Consider the following 14,722-nt stretch of genomic DNA (forward strand, 5'->3'; position numbering starts at 1 on the left):
GCGGCGTGCCCGCGGCCGTTCGGCCGCACTGCCCGGCCGGCCCGGCGGCGGGCCGGCCGGGACGACGCGTCCTACGGGGCCGGGAGTTCCGCGAAGTCCGCGACCAGGCCGCGGTGGTGGCCCGCCGTGCCGAGCGCCAGGGAATCGGCCTTGGCCCGCTTGAGGTACAGGTGGGCCGGGTGTTCCCAGGTCATGCCGATGCCGCCGTGCAGTTGTACGCACTCCTCGGCGGCGCGGACGGCCACGCCCGAGCAGTAGGCCTGGGCCACGGCGACCGTCAACGGGGCGTCGGGGGCCTCAGCGGCCAGGGCATCGGCCGCGGCCCTCGCCGCCGCGCGCGCGGAGGCCACGTCGAGCCAGAGCCGGGCGAGGCGGTGCTTGAGGGCCTGGAAGGAACCGACGGGGCGGTTGAACTGGTGGCGGCCCCGGACGTGGCCGACCGTCTCCGTCAGGCACCACTCGGCCAGCCCGAGCTGCTCGGAGGCGAGCAGTCCGGCCCCGGAGAGCAGGGCTCCGGCAATGGCGGCCCGGGCCGTTCCGGCGTCGGCGAGACGGGTGCCGGCCGCGGCCTCGAGGGTGATGGTGGCGAGCGGGCGGGTCAGGTCCAGCGGAATCCGCGGGGTCAGCCGGACCGCGGTGGCCGGGACGGCGTACAGCCCGGTGTCGGCCAGGACCAGCAGGACGTCGGCGGCCACCGCGTCCGCCACGGAGGTGACCGTGCCGGTCAGGACCCCGCCCCCGAAGTCCTGGACGGGGGCCGGGAGGGGCGCGCCCGGGGCGAGCGTCAGCGGCACGGCCGGGACGCACACCGTGCTGCCGGAGGCCAGTTCCCGCAGCAGCGGGGCGGCTTCCGCGGTGTCGCAGCCGAGCAGGATCTCCGTGGCAAGCACGGAGCTCGTCAGGTACGGGACGGGCGCCACGGCCCGGCCCAGCTCCTCCAGGACCACGGCCGCCTCCCGGTGGCTCGCGCCCTGCCCGCCGAGCTTCTCGGGGACGAGGAGACCGGCCGCACCGATCCGGGCGGCGAGGGTGTGCCAGAGCGCCGGGTCGTGCGGCCGGCCCGTCTCGGCCCGGTCGAGGACGCCCTTCGCGTCGCAGCGGTCGGCGAGGAGTGCGCGTACGGCGGAGCGGAGCTCCTCCTCGGCCTGGGAGTAGAGCAGGTCGGTCGGTGCCGCCGCAGTGGTCATCGGCTCAGGTCCTTCCAGGCGAGGTCCTTGTCGTCGCGCGGCTCGGGGGGCAGGCCGAGGACGCGTTCGGCGACGATGTTGAGGAGGATTTCGCTGGTGCCGCCCTCGATGCTGTTGCCCTTGGCGCGCAGGTAGCGGTAGCCGGCCTCGCGGCCGGTGAAGTCGACGCCGTCGGGCCGGCGCATGGTCCAGTCGTCGTACAGGAGGCCCTCCTCCGCGAGGAGTTCGACCTCCAGTCCGCTGATCTCCTGGTTGAGCCGGGCGAAGGTGAGCTTCATTCCCGATCCCTCGGGGCCGGGCTGTCCGGCGACGAGCTGCTGGCGCAGCCGTTCCCCGGTGAGGCGGGCGACCTCGGCCTCGACCCACAGTTCCAGCAGTCGCTGGTGGAGGGCGTGGGTGCGCAGCTCGGGGCGGTCGCGCCAGGCGGCGGCGACGGGGGCGATCATGCCGCCTTCGCGCGGGATGCGCATGCCGCCGATGGAGACCCGCTCGTTCATCAGGGTGGTGCGGGCGACCGCCCAGCCCTCGCCGACGGCGCCGAGGCGATGGGAGTCGGGGATGCGGACGCCGGTGAGGAAGACCTCGTTGAACTCGGCCTCGCCGGTGATCTGGCGCAGCGGGCGGACCTCGACGCCCGGGGCGTGCATGTCGCACAGGAAGTAGGTGATGCCCCGGTGCTTGGGGAGCCCGGGGTCGGTGCGGGCGATCAGGATGGCCCAGCGGGCGGTGTGGGCGCTGGAGGTCCACACCTTCTGGCCGTCCACGATCCAGTCGCCGGAGCCGCTCTCGCGGACCGCGCGGGTGCCGAGCGCGGCGAGGTCGGAGCCGGCGCCGGGCTCGCTGAAGAGCTGGCACCAGACCTCCTCGCCGACCCACAGGGGCCTCAGGAAGCGCCGCTTCTGCTCGTCGGTGCCGTACGCGAGGATCGTGGGCGCGGCCATGCCGAGGCCGATGCCGATCCGGCGCGGGTCGTTGTCGGGTGCGCCGGCGGCCTCCAGTTCGGCGTCGACGACGGCCTGGAGGGAGCGGGGCGCGCCGAGTCCGCCGAGGCCCTCGGGGTAGTGGACCCAGGCGAGTCCGGCGTCGAAGCGGGCGCGCAGGAACGCGGTGCGGTCGGTGCCGGCGGGCGGGTGCGCGGCGAGCAGGTCACGGACGCGTGCGAGCAGGTGGTCGGCGGTGGTCGTGGTCATCGGGACACACCCGGCTGCCGGGGCATGGCCAGGACGATCCGGCCGGTGGTGGTCCCGTCGGCGAGGCGCTGTACGGCGTCGGCGACGCCGGGGAGTGCGACGAGTTCGCTGATCAGGGGTTTGATGGTGCCGTCGGCGGCGAGGCGGGTGAGTTCGGTGTGGCAGGAGAGGATCGCGGCCGGGTCCTTGGCGGCGTACAGGCCCCAGTGGAGGCCGAGGATCGAGTAGTTCTTGACGAGGGCGTGGTTGAGGGCGGGGGCGGGGATGTCTCCGCTCGCGAAGCCGACGACGACGATGCGACCCTCGAAGGCCACGCACTTGGTGGAGGCGGTGTACGAGGCGCCGCCGACGGGGTCGTAGACCACGTCGGCGCCGCGCCCGCCGGTGAACTCCTTCACGCGGGAGACGACGTCCTCGGCCGTACGGTCGATCACCAGGTCGCAGCCGAGTTCCTCGGCGGTGCGCGCCTTCGCCTTGCCTCCGACGACCCCGATGACGCTGGCGCCTGCGGCCTTGCCGAGTTGGACGGCGGCGCTGCCGACCCCGCCGGCGGCGGCGTGCACGAGCAGGGTCTCGCCCGGCTGGAGGCGCGCCCGGCGGTGCAGGCCGAACCAGCCCGTCTGGTAGCCGATGTGCAGGGCCGCGGCCTCGGCGTCGCTCAGGGCCTCGGGGGCCGGGAGCAGGGCCCGCTCGGACGCGATGACGTACTCGGCGAAGCCGCCGTGGGGCAGGCTCGGGGTGGCGATGACGCGGCGGCCGTCGTCGGTGAGGCCGCAGATCTCGACGCCGGGGGTGAAGGGCAGCGGCGGGCGGATCTGGTACTGGCCGCGGACGAGCAGCGCGTCGGGGAAGTTGAGGTTCGCCGCGAGGACCTGGAGCCGCACCTCGCCCTCGCCGGGTACCGGTTCGGGAATCTCTTCGAGGCGGAGTGCCTCTCGGGGTTCGCCGGGGGTATGTACTCGCCATGCCTGCATCCGGGGCCTCCAGCCGCCGTCGATGAACCACACGCTCCGCGGGCATACTAAGCAGTCGCTTGCCTCTCTGGGAACCATCGGTCGGGGTGGAGGACCCTCCGGACCGAATCAACACGCGTCATTCCGGCCACATCCGTCTCAAGATCAGGCAACATGTGGCGTGCACGTGTCATGACTCAACGGGGAACAGCACCTGTCCAGGGGGGACCACCACATGAGAAGAAGCATGTCCGCGGCCGGAGCCGCCATCGTTCTGGCGGGCCTGATCACCGCGGCCGGCCCGGCCTCGGCGGCGGGCACGACGGCCTCCTGCGCCCCGGGGATCGAGGTCCTCCCGGCGCTGGCGGGGTCGACCGGTTCCACGGCGGTGGGCTTCGGCACCGGCGGGATCGTGGTCGGCGACAGTGCGGGCCTGCCCGTCTACTGGACCGGCGCGGAGCACACGGTCCACGCCGTCCCGCTGCCCGCCGGCTTCGACCGGGGCAGCGTCAAGGCGGTCAGCGCCAAGGGCCTGATGGTGGGCACGGCCACCCGCGCCTCCGACCAGTCCATGGTCGCCTTCACCCACCAGCGGGGCTCCACGACCTCCGAGCCGCTCGGCTCTCCGGGCAGGGAGGGACGCGTCTTCGACGTCGACGTCAACGAGTCGGGGCAGGTCGTCTACGCCGAGAAGGGCGTAGCCAAGGAGTGGGTGAACGGGAAGGTCGTGCGCGAACTCCCGGTCCCGGCCGACGCGATCGCCGGCAGCGAGGTCGTCTCGCTGAACGGCATCAACAAGCGCGGTGACATCGTCGGCATGGTCTCCGGCTCCTACTTCGACGCCGAGAACGACATCATGGTCACCAAGAACTTCCCGGTGGTCTGGCCGGCCGGCGGTTACCCGCCCTACAGCCTCCAGGTGTGGAACGGCTACCACTCCTCGTTCACGACGGTCGGCCGGGACATCGACGACCGCGGCCGGGTGGTGGGCCTGGAGGACTACTACTACCGCAACGACCCGAGGAAGACCCCGGCCGTCTGGAAGAAGCCGTACGACGCCCTGCCCACCGACCCGGGCCTGGCCAAGGGCTACCACGACCTGGAGCTCTCCGGCAGCAGCCCGACCACGAACGTGGCCGTCGGCACGGCCACCAACTTCGAGGAGAGCTGGCCCAGCTTCTTCCAGGCCGTCTACTGGCCCGGCACGGGGGAGCCGCTGGTGCTGCCCTTCCCCGCCGGGACCCCGGGCGTGCCGCTGAGCCGGGCCTTCGCGGCCACCGACGACGACCGCGTCGCCGGCATGATCATCGACCGGGAGACGCGGGAGAGCAAGGCCGTGGTCTGGAGCTGCGCGAGCAAGCAGGCGTACGCCCAGAAGGGCTGACCGTCGGGGGCCGCGGTCCCCTGGTCCCGAGCCCCTGTTCCCGAGCCGGTCCTGTCCGGGGGATGGTCATCTCGACGCCCGCGCGCTATCGATGCCCCATGACGGACGAGATCCGGCGCGGGCTGCCCGCGCCACCGGCGCTCGGCGCCGCCGCCCTGCCCTCCGGGACCTTCGAGGGCCAGGTGGTCCTCGTGACCGGCGGCGGCACCGGGCTGGGCAAGGCCATCGCCGCCGAGTTCGCCCGGCTCGGCGCCGATCTGGTGATCGCGAGCCGGCGCGCCGAGCAGCTCAAGGCGGCGCGCGAGGAGTTGGCGGCCGTTCCCGGCGCGGGCCGGGTGACGGCCGCCGTCTGCGACATCAGGGACCCCGAGCGGGTCGCCGAGGTCTTCGACGCCGCGCAGGCGGCCTTCGGCCTGCCGGACGTGTTGGTCAACAACGCGGCCGCGAACTTCCCCTCTCCTGCGGAGGACCTCTCGCCGAACGCCTGGCGGGCGGTCGTCGACATCACGCTGACGGGCACCTGGCTGATGACCCGTGAGTTCGGCCGCCGCCACCTCGGCGCGGGCACGGGTGGCTCGATCGTGAACATCGGCGCCTCGTACGCCTGGACGGGCGGGCCGGGCTTCGCCCACAGCGCCGCGGCCAAGGCCGGGGTGAAGAGCCTGGTGGAGACGCTCGCCGTCGAGTGGGGTCCGTACGGCATCCAGATCAACGGGCTCGTCCCCGGGCTGTTCCCGCACGCCGACATGGCCGAGGACATTCGGGGCGGCCTGGAGCGCGCCGCGCCCGGCGCGAAGGACGCCCGGCAACCCGCCCTGCGGGTCGGCGCGCCGCGCGAACTGGGCTGGGCCGCCACCTTCCTGGCCTCGCCGTACGCGCGGTTCATCACCGGGCACACGCTCGTGGTGGACGGCGCGAACTGGCAGCGCCGGTCGGTGGTCAACCCCGAGGTGGTCCCGGTCCGCACCCAACTGGGCCGCGGCCCCTTCACCGCCTCCCCCTGAGCTCCGGTTGTCAGTGGGCGGTGCGAGGATCGGACCATGTCTCTCGCCGATCTGACCCTTGACCGCTGGCGCTCGCTCGACCCGGCCGCCGCCGCACGCCTGGCGCACGAGGCCGCCGTGCAGGTGGGCGGCCGGGTGGTGCTGCTCGACGCGGTCGGACACCTGGGCGGGCCGCTGCACCGCGTACGCATCGAGCGCGAGGGGCGGGAGTTCGCCCTCGTACCCGGCGGGACGGTGCGGCTGGGGTTCGACCTGGACGCCTGGGAGCCGACGCCCGCGCAGAGCGCCGACTACGCCGCGAGCGTGGAGGAGGGGTACGGGTACGGGCACGAGGACCTCAAGGCCTATCTCGCCGACGTGCTCAGCCCGCCGCGCACCGCCACGCTGGCCACCGTGCTCATGGCCGTCGAGGACGAGGCCCTGACCGGGTCGGCCGCCGACATGCCGGGCGCGCTCGCGGCGCACGGGCTGCGGATGCCCGGCGCCGACGAGTGGGAGCACGCCTGCGGAGCCGGGGCCGGCACCCTGTTCCGGTGGGGGAACGAGTGCCCCCTGGACGAGCCGTCGTACGGGAACGGCCGCGTGCGCCACGAGCCGAACGCCTTCGGCCTGCACATCGCCTACGACAGCTACGGCACGGAGCTGAGCACGGACCCGACCCGGGTGCACGGCGGCGACGGCGGGGAGGCCGTCTGCGGCGGGTACGGCGATCTGCTCGGCTGGCTGCCGCTGGCCACGGCCAACCGCAACCCGTACGCGGCCGAGTTCACGTACGGCCCGGACGGCGAGGGCATGTACGAGGAGTTCTCGACCCGACCGGTGCTCAGCCTCCGCTGAAGCGCGGGGGCCTGCGGGCCGCCTTGGCGGTGTAGCCCTCACGACAGTCCTCCGAGGTGAGGGTGAGGGCCGCGGTCATCGCCACCCGGTCGAGGGCCGCGGGAAGGGCGGCGTCGGCGTAGCCGTCGATCGCGCGCTTGATGCCCTGGACCGCGAGCGGCGCGTTGTCGGCGATCTCCCGCGCCACGGCTCGGGCGGCGTCCTCCAGCTCCTCGCCGGGGACGACCAGCTGGACGAGATGGAGCCGCTGCGCCGTCGCGGCGTCGACCCGCCGGCCCGTCAGGGCCAGGTACTTCGCCCAGCCCGCACCCGCCTCGCGGGCGATGCGCAGGTCGCCGCCCGCGTCCACCGCCACGCCCAGCCCGGCTTCCGGGAGCGCGAAGACGGCGTCCTCGGCCGCCACCCGGACATCGGCCATCAGCGCCAGTTCGAAACCGAAGCCGAGGCAGTAGCCCTGGACGGCGGCCACCACCGGCTGGGGAAGGCGGGCGAGGACCGCGAACCGCTCGTGCACCCAACGGATGCCCTCGTAGTAGTTGCGGGTGCGCTCGGCTGGGGAGTCGCCGGTGACGGCACCGCCCGGGGCGGTCACGTCGATGCCCGCGCAGAAGGCCCGGCCCTCGGCCCGCAGCAGCACCGCCCGTACGGACGCGTCGAAGCGGATCCGGTCCGCGAGCAGGCCGAGCTGGCGGGTGGACTCCCAGCTCCAGCCGTTGAGCCGGTCCGGCCGGCACAGGGTGAGGACCGCGAGGCCGTCCGCGACCTCCAGCCTGATGCGCTCCTCACCCTCCGCGATCTCCGTGGAGATGGTGTCGATCATCGTGTCCCGCACCCCCGGCCCGATGGCTGACGACCCGCTAATTTGACGGATCGTCAGACTAGGGGTAGCCGGTCAGCGGGGGAAGACCTCGAACGCCACGGCCGGACGCCCGTCGAACCGGGCCGCCGCCTGCTGGGCGTTCCCGGTGAGGAAGGTGCGGACGTACTCCTCGGGGTCCTGGTCCGTGAGCACCTCGATGTACGCCTTGTGCTCCAGGAGGGACTTGATCGAACGCTCCAACCCGGGGCCGGCGTCGACCGCGTGCGTCGGGGTGGCGGATCCGGCCACCGCGACCCAGCGCACGCCGTTCCACGGCTCCAGGCCCTGTTCGATCAGCTCGGGGAAGATCCAGCGGTTCCCGGCGTCACCGGCCGCGTCGAGCACGGCCCGCCCGACGGCCTTGTGGTCGGGGGTGTTCCAGTAGCCGCCGCCCTGTGCGCCGCCCCACGTGTCGCGGTGGTTGAGGGTGACGATCAGCTCGGGGCGGTGCCGCCGGATGGCGGCGGCGATGTCGCGGCGCAGGTCGAGGCCGTACTCGACGACGCCGTCGCGGTAGTCCAGGAACTCCACCTCGGACACGCCGACGACCGCGGCGCTCGCCCGCTGCTCCGCCTCGCGCAGGGGGCCGCAGTCGGCGGGGGCGAGGCTGTCGATGCCCGCCTCGCCGCGCGTGGCGAGGAGGTAGACGAACTCCCGGCCCCCGTCCGTCCAGTGCGCGATGGCCGCGGCGCACCCGTATTCCAGGTCGTCGGGGTGGGCGACCACCGCGAGGGCGCGCGTCCAGTCGGTGGGCATGGGCTGCAAGGCGGGCTGCTGGTCAAGTTGTTCGGTCATGTATCGCACCATAGGCGAATGGATCGACAGGGGCGGGTGGTGGCGCTGCTCGACGCCACGGGCATCTTCTTCGAGCCGGCCCGTACCGCCTTCCCGGGGGCGAGCGGGGCCGCGTGGGAGCGGGCCGGGCAGCTGGATCCGGGCGCGATCGGGCCGGACGGGAGCTGGGCGCTCGATTTCCGGTGCTTCGCGATCGCCCGGCCCGGCGGCCGCTGGGTGCTGGTGGACGCCGGCGTCGGGCCGGCGCAGTCGCCCGCCGCCGCCTGGGCGCCGGTACCGGGGCGGCTGCCGGACGCGCTCGCGGCGGCCGGCATCGCTCCGGCCGACGTGGAGGCGGTGGTCCTGACCCACCTTCATGAGGACCACTCGGGCTGGTCGTCGGGGGCCGACGGGAAGCCGTTGTTCCCGGCGGCCCGGTACGTGGTGCAGCGCGCGGAGGTGGCCTCGCTGGACCGGGCGGACCCGGTGTGGGGCTGGACGGTGGCGCCGTTGCGGGCGAGCGGGCAGCTGCACGAGGTCGACGGGGCCCACCGGCTGGCCCCCGGCATCACCTTGCTGCCGACGCCCGGGCACACCCCGGGGCACCAGTCGGTCCTGGTGGACCAGGGCGCCGGGGCCCGGGACGTGGTGGTCACCGGGGACGTACTGGTGCACGCGGTGCAGCTGGCCGACCCGACGGTCCCCTACTCCCACGAGCGCGACCGGGAGGCCGCTCGGGCCTCGCGCGAGGACCTGCTGGCGCGGGCCCGACGGCGCGGCGCCCTGCTGGCCACGGCGCACCTGACCCGCGCCTTCGTGGAACCCGGCTGACTCGGGCCCCGGCCGGCTCAGGCCTCGTCGCGGACCAGGGACAGCAGGCGGTCCAGGACACGGGTACCACCGGCGCCGAGGCCGTCGTGCTCGAACTCGTCCGTCACCCAGGTCCGCAGGCCGCGGATGGACCGGGCCGTCTCCAGCGAGTGCGCGGTGTCCACGTACATGTCGTCGTGGTAGACGGCGGCCGCCACGGGCACCTCGTTGGCGGCCAGGCGGGACGGGTCGTAGAGCGGCTGCCAGCCGGTGCGGGCGGCCAGCAGGTCCGCGGTCTCGCGCAGCGGGGCGAGGGACGGGTCGGTGGTGAAGTGCCAGGGGTGGATGGTCTCGCCGGTGAAGAGCAGCCACTCGTCGCCCGCGAGCGTCTTGTCGGCGTCGAAGCGGGGGTGGCCGGCACGCACCCGTTCGGCGGCCCAGGCGGTGGGCGCGGCGGGGTCCTGGGCGTAGATCGCCTCGTGGACCAGCGCGTAGAGCGGGTGCCCGGCGAAGGAGAGCTGGGCGCGGACGTGCTCCAGGAAGGCGTCGGAGAGGGCGGGTCCCGCAGGGGTCGGTACGAAGGCGTCCTCCAGCAGGTAGTGGAGCTGGTGGCTGCCGTCGCCCCGGCCGAGGAGGATGCCGAGCGACTGGAAGCCCTCGACGGTGAGGCGGTGGCCGCCGGGGAGTTCGGCCGGGTGCTCCGCGAGGTGGGCGGCGATCCGGCGGGCGCGCTCGACGTCCATCGGGTACCGGGCGTAGTGGGCCAGGTTCTTGCGCTCGATGCGGGCGTACGCGGCCTCGTACACCTCGTCGGCGGTGGCGGTCAGGGAGGGGAGGCCACCCGTGATCAGGGCGGCGGTGAGGCCTTCGGGCGCGGTGGAGAGGTAGTGGGTCGTGCAGAAGCCGCCGAAGCTCTGGCCGAGCACGGTCCAGGGCGCGCCGCCGGTCAGGCCCGGGCGGATGGCCTCGGCATCGCGCACGATGGAGTCGGCGCGGAAGTGGGCGAGGTACTCCGCCTGCCGGGCGGGGATGCCGCGCAGGGGCAGGGTCTGCCGGTTCACCGGGGTGGAGCGGCCGGTCCCGCGCTGGTCGAGGAGCAGCACCTGGTATTCGGTCAGCGCGCGCTCCAGCCAGGCCTGGCGGCCGATGAAACGGCGGGCGCCGAAGCCCGGACCGCCCTCCAGGTAGAGCAGCCAGGGCAGCGCCTCGGGGTCCCTGCCGGCGGCCACGACCTCCCGGGCGTACAGCTCGATCCGCTCCCCGTCCGGGCGCGCGTGGTCCAGGGGGACGGAGAACCGGTGGTCGGTGAGGACCGTGCCGGGCTGGCGGTAGCTGTGTGCGGTGGTCACGTACGGCCCCCAGGGGTACGAGGAGATGAAGGACCGCGCCCCGACCGGGTGGCGGCGGGGCGCGGGGGTGTGGCGGTCCGAGTCTAGGCAGGGCCGGACCCGACCGGACGGCCCGGCCCGGCCCGGCGTGACGGGCAGGGCCGGGCCGTGGTGTCAGAACTCGACGACCGAGCGGAGGACTTCGCCGCGTTCCATCCGGGCGAAGGCGTCCTCGACGCCGTCGAGCGGGATAGTCTCGGAGACGAAGGCGTCCAGGTCGAGCCGGCCCTGCAGGTAGAGGTCGATGAGCAGCGGGAAGTCGCGCTCGGGCAGGCAGTCCCCGTACCAGGAGGACTTCAGGGCCCCGCCGCGGCCGAAGACGTCGAGGAGCGGGAGTTCGAGCTTCATCTCCGGGGTCGGTACGCCTACCAGGACCACCGTCCCGGCCAGGTCCCGCGCGTAGAAGGCCTGCTGGTAGGTCTCGGGGCGGCCCACGGCGTCGATGACCACGTCCGCGCCGTTTCCGCCGGTCAGGGCCTGGACGGCCTTGACCACGTCCTCCGTGCGCCCGTTGACGGTGTGGGTGGCGCCCAGGCCCCGGGCCCACTCCAGTTTCCGGTCGTCCAGGTCCACCGCGATGATCTTGGAGGCGCCCGCGAGGCGGGCTCCGGCCACGGCCGCGTTGCCCACTCCCCCGCAGCCGATGACGGCGACGGAGTCGCCCCGCCCGACGTTGCCGGTGTTCAGGGCGGCGCCGAGGCCGGCCATCACCCCGCAGCCGAGGAGTCCGGCGGCGGCCGGCGCGGCGGCCGGGTCCACCTTGGTGCACTGGCCGGCCGCGACCAGGGTCTTCTCGGCGAAGGAGCCGATGCCGAGGGCCGGGGAGAGCGGGGTGCCGTCCTCCAGGGTCATGGGCTGGGTGGCGTTGTGCGTGGCGAAGCAGTACCAGGGGCGTCCGCGCTTGCAGGCCCGACAGGTTCCGCACACCGCACGCCAGTTGAGGACCACGAAGTCGCCGGGGGCCACGGAGGTGACGTCGGGGCCGACGGACTCCACGATTCCGGCGGCCTCGTGGCCGAGCAGGAAGGGGAATTCGTCGTTGATGCCGCCCTCGCGGTAGTGCAGGTCGGTGTGGCAGACCCCGCAGGCCTGCACCCGGACGAGGGCCTCGCCGGGTCCCGGGTCGGGCACGAGGATCGTCGTCGTCTCCACCGGTGCGCCCTTGCTCCGGGCGATGACTCCTCGTACGCGATGTGTCACGTCGTACCCCGCTCTGATCGAATCCGTCTGGATCAACGAACGTACACGGACGGCACGCGGTAAGGGAGTTGTGTCACGTTTCGGCGCGCTACCCGGCCAGATCCGGCGGTACGGCGGCCCGAAGTGCCGTGCCGAAGGCCGCCACGGCCGGGTGCGCCCCGGCTCCGCTGCGGAAGGCGAGGTTGGTGCGGCGCTCCATGAGCAGGCGGGTCAGGCGTACGGCCGGATCGGCCGGGCCGGTGACGCCGAGCTGCGGTACGACGGCCACGCCTTGGCCCGCCGCGACGAGGGCGAGCACGGTGGCGAACTCGTCGACCTGGTGGCGGACGCGCGGGGTGAAACCGGCGGCCTGGCAGGCCCGGACGGTCATGACGTGGCACAGGGTGCCGGGGGTGGCGGTGATCCAGGGCGCCCCGGCGTGCGCGCGCAGGACCGCGCCCTGGTCGGGGCCGCCGGACTCGGCGGCTCCCGGGGGCGGGGCGGGGGCCCCGGGAGCGGGTACGCCGGCGGCGGGAGCGGCCAGATACATCGCCTCGACGTAGAGCGGTTCGGTGGCCAGTCCCGGTTCGGGCTCGGCGGGTACGAAGTCGTACGCGTGCACCAGGGCCACGTCCAGGTCCCCGGCCCGCAGGGCGTGTGCCACCGCCGCCGGGTCCGTCTCCGAGACCATCGGCTCCAGCGCCGGGTGGCGCCGGGCGAGGGCGGTCAGCGCGGCCGGGACGATGGCCCGGGTGGCGGTGGGGAAGGCGCCGATCCGCAGGGCTCCGGCCAGGCCCCCGCGCGCTTCGGCGAGGTCGGCGTCGGCCCGTTCCAGCCGTTCCAGGACCGCCTCGGCGTGTCCGACCAGGTTCTGGCCGGCCGGGGTGAGGCGGACCCCGCGGCCGGTGCGCTCCAGCAGGGGCAGTCCGGCCTCCCGTTCGAGGACGCCGAGCTGTTGGGAGACCGCCGAAGGGCTGAAGCTCAGGGCCTCGGCGACGGCGGCGATGGTGCCGCGGCGGGCGAGTTCGCGCAGCAGGCGCAGGCGTCGTACATCGAGCATCGGCTCAGCTTACGGGTTGAGTAAGGAAAGCGAACTGGAATTGATGCTTCGGACGGGCAAGGCTCTGGGGCATGGCACAGGACATCGCAAGGAACCTCCCGTTGCACGGGATCCACGTACCGCTGATCACCCCCTTCACCCGCACCGGGGACGTCGCGGCCGAGGCGCTGGAGGCGCTCGCCCACGAGGTGCTCGACGCGGGCGCCCGCGGCATCGTCGCGCTCGGCACCACCGCGGAGGCGGCCGGCCTCGACGGGGCGGAGCGCGACCTCGTCACCACGGTGTGCGCCCGGGTCTGCGGGGAGCGGGGCGCACCACTGGCCGTCGGTGCGGGGGCCGGCGGCACCCGGGCCGCCGAGGCCTCGCTGGCCCGACTGACCCGGTGGCCCGAGGTGCGGGCGGCGCTGGTGACGGTGCCGCCGTTCGTCCGCCCCTCGGCCGCCGGGGTGCTGGCGCACTTCGCGCGACTGGCCGAGGTGAGCCCCGTACCGCTGATCGTCTATCACATCCCGTACCGGACCGGGCAGCCCCTGGACGCGGCCGCACTGCGGGCGCTCGGAGCGCTGCCGGGGGTCGCCGGCGTGAAGTACGCGGGCGGCGGCATCGGCGAGGACGCGGTGGCGCTGCTCGGGGACCTGCCGGCCGGGTTCGAGGTGCTGGCCGGCGACGACGCCTACCTGTCCCCGCTGCTGGCGCTGGGAGCGGTGGGCGGGATCCTGGCCTCGGCACATCTGGCGACGGACCGCTTCGCGGAGCTCGACGCGGCCTGGCGGGCGGGTGACGTGGCCCGGGCGCGGCCGCTGGGGCACGCGCTGGCCCGGATGTCGGCGGCGGCCTTCGCCGAGCCCAATCCGGCGGTCCTCAAGGGCGTCCTGCACGCCCAGGGGCGGATCCCGACCCCCGACGTCCGGCTGCCCCTATTGCCGGCCTCGCGGGGGGCGGTGACGGCTGTGACGGCCGCCCTGGAGCGGCTGGCGTGACCCAGGGCTCACACCGGCCGAAAACCTGCCCGAAAGAGTCCTGAATGGGCGATTTAGCACCTATGGGCGGGTCGCCCGAATGAGGCACTTAGAGAGCGGACTTGCCCGTATTGGCCGTCCGGTCGACGACCCGTGATGTGAGCCACACCGAAAACGTCAACATCATTTCCGACAGACAGCCGATTCCCTTTTCCCGGAAAGGGAATCGGCTATTACACCGATACCCCTTCAAGGTCATTTACCCGATCGATAGCGAGATGTCGATCTATCGGTGGAATTCGGGTCTTGTTCCCGCGCGGCGAGCTCGCCTACGGTCACCTCGTTCCTGGTGGTCAGCTGCCTAGTAGGGCCGCCACCCGGGATCTCCCGTCCCCCCACGTGAGGAATTCCGCCATGCCTGCAAAGGGTAAGCACCGTCGGCCGAAGCACTACCGGATCACCCGCAAGCTGGCGCTCGCCGGTACGGGTGGCGCGGCCCTCACTCTCCCGCTGATCGGTGCGACCACCGCCGGGGCCGCGGAGACGGCCGCCGCTCCCACGACGTATTCCGTGGTCGCGGGCGACACCCTTTCGGAGATCGCAGCGACGCATTCCGTGAGCGGCGGCTGGCAGCAGCTCTACGCAGCGAACCGGAGCGTCGTCGGTGACAACCCGTCGATCATCCGGCCCGGCATCAAGTTGAAGCTCGGCACCCAGGCGGGGACCGACCGCGCGAGCAGGTCCGCTGCCCGGACCACCCTCACGCCCGCTGCCAAGCCCGCGGCCGCCGCCGCCAAGCCCGCCACCGCCTACCCGAACAATCTCGACGGGTGGATCCGCGAGTCCCTCGCCGTCATGGCCGAGCACGGAATTCCCGGCTCCTACAACGGAATCCACCGCAATGTGATGCGGGAGTCCTCGGGCAATCCGCTGGCGATCAACAACTGGGACATCAATGCCCGCAACGGCATCCCGTCCAAGGGGCTGCTCCAGGTCATCGATCCGACCTTCCGCGCCTACCACGTGCCCGGCACCTCGACGAACTCCTACGACCCGGTCGCGAACATCACCGCCGCCTGCAACTACGCGGCCGCGCGCTACGGCTCGATCGACAACGTCAACGGGGCCTACTAGAAGC

At 73.6% G+C, this 14,722-nt stretch carries 14 protein-coding genes; 6 read left to right on the forward strand and 8 right to left on the reverse strand.

The window, feature by feature from the left end:
- Positions 1-71: 71 nt before the first annotated feature.
- Genes ACIQK6_RS21035 through ACIQK6_RS21045 form a run of 3 tightly spaced genes read right to left on the reverse strand, consistent with a single transcriptional unit; the run spans position 72 to position 3,351 of the window.
- Positions 72-1,187 carry an acyl-CoA dehydrogenase family protein gene (locus ACIQK6_RS21035; RefSeq protein WP_329095468.1) on the reverse strand — a complete coding sequence of 372 codons (1,116 nt, stop codon included), beginning with the start codon at positions 1,185-1,187 and terminating at the stop codon, positions 72-74.
- Positions 1,184-2,377 (reverse strand): acyl-CoA dehydrogenase family protein, encoded by a 1,194-nt coding sequence (locus tag ACIQK6_RS21040; protein WP_329095470.1) that lies wholly within the window; start codon positions 2,375-2,377, stop codon positions 1,184-1,186. Before ACIQK6_RS21040 ends, ACIQK6_RS21035 begins: the two co-directional genes overlap by 4 nt.
- Complete coding sequence (locus ACIQK6_RS21045) at positions 2,374-3,351, reverse strand: NADPH:quinone oxidoreductase family protein (RefSeq protein ID WP_329095472.1); 978 nt, start codon at positions 3,349-3,351, stop codon at positions 2,374-2,376. The genes ACIQK6_RS21040 and ACIQK6_RS21045 overlap by 4 nt, the downstream gene beginning before the upstream one ends.
- 226 nt (positions 3,352-3,577) lie before the next feature.
- Here ACIQK6_RS21045 and ACIQK6_RS21050 point away from each other — a divergent pair, with 226 nt between their 5' ends.
- The 3 genes from ACIQK6_RS21050 (at position 3,578) to ACIQK6_RS21060 (ending at position 6,555) form a co-directional block, all read left to right on the forward strand.
- Positions 3,578-4,714: a hypothetical protein gene (locus ACIQK6_RS21050; protein ID WP_402695250.1), complete on the forward strand. Its 1,137-nt coding sequence runs from the start codon at positions 3,578-3,580 to the stop codon at positions 4,712-4,714.
- Positions 4,715-4,812: 98 nt separating this feature from the next.
- Positions 4,813-5,718 (forward strand): SDR family oxidoreductase, encoded by a 906-nt coding sequence (locus ACIQK6_RS21055; RefSeq protein WP_329095475.1) that lies wholly within the window; start codon positions 4,813-4,815, stop codon positions 5,716-5,718.
- Positions 5,719-5,754: 36 nt separating this feature from the next.
- Positions 5,755-6,555 (forward strand): hypothetical protein, encoded by an 801-nt coding sequence (locus ACIQK6_RS21060; protein WP_329095476.1) that lies wholly within the window; start codon positions 5,755-5,757, stop codon positions 6,553-6,555.
- Here the strand turns inward: ACIQK6_RS21060 and ACIQK6_RS21065 are convergent.
- Complete coding sequence (locus tag ACIQK6_RS21065) at positions 6,542-7,375, reverse strand: enoyl-CoA hydratase/isomerase family protein (RefSeq protein WP_329095477.1); 834 nt, start codon at positions 7,373-7,375, stop codon at positions 6,542-6,544. The genes ACIQK6_RS21060 and ACIQK6_RS21065 overlap by 14 nt on opposite strands.
- Positions 7,376-7,447: 72 nt before the next feature.
- The gene (locus tag ACIQK6_RS21070) at positions 7,448-8,209 is read right to left on the reverse strand and encodes a PIG-L deacetylase family protein (protein ID WP_329095479.1); all 762 of its coding nucleotides are present in this window, start codon (positions 8,207-8,209) and stop codon (positions 7,448-7,450) included.
- Positions 8,210-8,227: 18 nt separating this feature from the next.
- Here ACIQK6_RS21070 and ACIQK6_RS21075 point away from each other — a divergent pair, with 18 nt between their 5' ends.
- A complete protein-coding gene (locus tag ACIQK6_RS21075) occupies positions 8,228-9,019 on the forward strand; it encodes an MBL fold metallo-hydrolase (protein ID WP_329095481.1) in 792 nt (263 codons plus the stop codon).
- Between the two features lie 17 nt (positions 9,020-9,036).
- On the opposite strand, the gene ACIQK6_RS21080 is transcribed toward ACIQK6_RS21075, so the two are convergent.
- The 3 genes from ACIQK6_RS21080 to ACIQK6_RS21090 form a co-directional block, all read right to left on the reverse strand.
- Positions 9,037-10,347, reverse strand: a complete 1,311-nt coding sequence (locus ACIQK6_RS21080; protein WP_402695251.1) for an alpha/beta fold hydrolase — start codon at positions 10,345-10,347, stop codon at positions 9,037-9,039.
- Between the two features lie 153 nt (positions 10,348-10,500).
- Entirely contained in the window at positions 10,501-11,586 is a 1,086-nt protein-coding gene (locus tag ACIQK6_RS21085) for an S-(hydroxymethyl)mycothiol dehydrogenase (RefSeq protein ID WP_329095486.1), read from the reverse strand.
- 88 nt (positions 11,587-11,674) lie between these two features.
- The gene (locus ACIQK6_RS21090; RefSeq protein ID WP_329095487.1) at positions 11,675-12,625 is read right to left on the reverse strand and encodes a LysR substrate-binding domain-containing protein; all 951 of its coding nucleotides are present in this window, start codon (positions 12,623-12,625) and stop codon (positions 11,675-11,677) included.
- Positions 12,626-12,696: 71 nt separating this feature from the next.
- Here ACIQK6_RS21090 and ACIQK6_RS21095 point away from each other — a divergent pair, with 71 nt between their 5' ends.
- Positions 12,697-13,605, forward strand: coding sequence for a dihydrodipicolinate synthase family protein (locus ACIQK6_RS21095; protein ID WP_329095489.1), 909 nt, complete (start codon positions 12,697-12,699; stop codon positions 13,603-13,605).
- A 393-nt stretch (positions 13,606-13,998) separates the two neighbouring features.
- The gene (locus ACIQK6_RS21100) at positions 13,999-14,718 is read left to right on the forward strand and encodes a transglycosylase SLT domain-containing protein (protein WP_402695252.1); all 720 of its coding nucleotides are present in this window, start codon (positions 13,999-14,001) and stop codon (positions 14,716-14,718) included.
- Positions 14,719-14,722 lie beyond the last annotated feature (4 nt).

This window comes from Streptomyces sp. NPDC091682 (assembly GCF_044756625.1).
In the GTDB taxonomy this organism is placed as follows: Bacteria; Actinomycetota; Actinomycetes; order Streptomycetales; family Streptomycetaceae; genus Streptomyces.

Excerpts from the sequence above, each read along its gene's own strand:
- ACIQK6_RS21060 (WP_329095476.1), top strand. The coding sequence starts at position 5,755 with ATGTCTCTCGCCGATCTGACCCTTGACCGCTGGCGCTCGCTCGACCCG.
- ACIQK6_RS21040 (WP_329095470.1), bottom strand. The coding sequence starts at position 2,377 with ATGACCACGACCACCGCCGACCACCTGCTCGCACGCGTCCGTGACCTG.
- ACIQK6_RS21075 (WP_329095481.1), top strand. The coding sequence starts at position 8,228 with ATGGATCGACAGGGGCGGGTGGTGGCGCTGCTCGACGCCACGGGCATC.
- ACIQK6_RS21050 (WP_402695250.1), top strand. The coding sequence starts at position 3,578 with ATGTCCGCGGCCGGAGCCGCCATCGTTCTGGCGGGCCTGATCACCGCG.
- ACIQK6_RS21095 (WP_329095489.1), top strand. The coding sequence starts at position 12,697 with ATGGCACAGGACATCGCAAGGAACCTCCCGTTGCACGGGATCCACGTA.
- ACIQK6_RS21035 (WP_329095468.1), bottom strand. The coding sequence starts at position 1,187 with ATGACCACTGCGGCGGCACCGACCGACCTGCTCTACTCCCAGGCCGAG.
- ACIQK6_RS21045 (WP_329095472.1), bottom strand. The coding sequence starts at position 3,351 with ATGCAGGCATGGCGAGTACATACCCCCGGCGAACCCCGAGAGGCACTC.
- ACIQK6_RS21100 (WP_402695252.1), top strand. The coding sequence starts at position 13,999 with ATGCCTGCAAAGGGTAAGCACCGTCGGCCGAAGCACTACCGGATCACC.
- ACIQK6_RS21070 (WP_329095479.1), bottom strand. The coding sequence starts at position 8,209 with ATGACCGAACAACTTGACCAGCAGCCCGCCTTGCAGCCCATGCCCACC.
- ACIQK6_RS21090 (WP_329095487.1), bottom strand. The coding sequence starts at position 12,625 with ATGCTCGATGTACGACGCCTGCGCCTGCTGCGCGAACTCGCCCGCCGC.
- ACIQK6_RS21065 (WP_329095477.1), bottom strand. The coding sequence starts at position 7,375 with ATGATCGACACCATCTCCACGGAGATCGCGGAGGGTGAGGAGCGCATC.
- ACIQK6_RS21055 (WP_329095475.1), top strand. The coding sequence starts at position 4,813 with ATGACGGACGAGATCCGGCGCGGGCTGCCCGCGCCACCGGCGCTCGGC.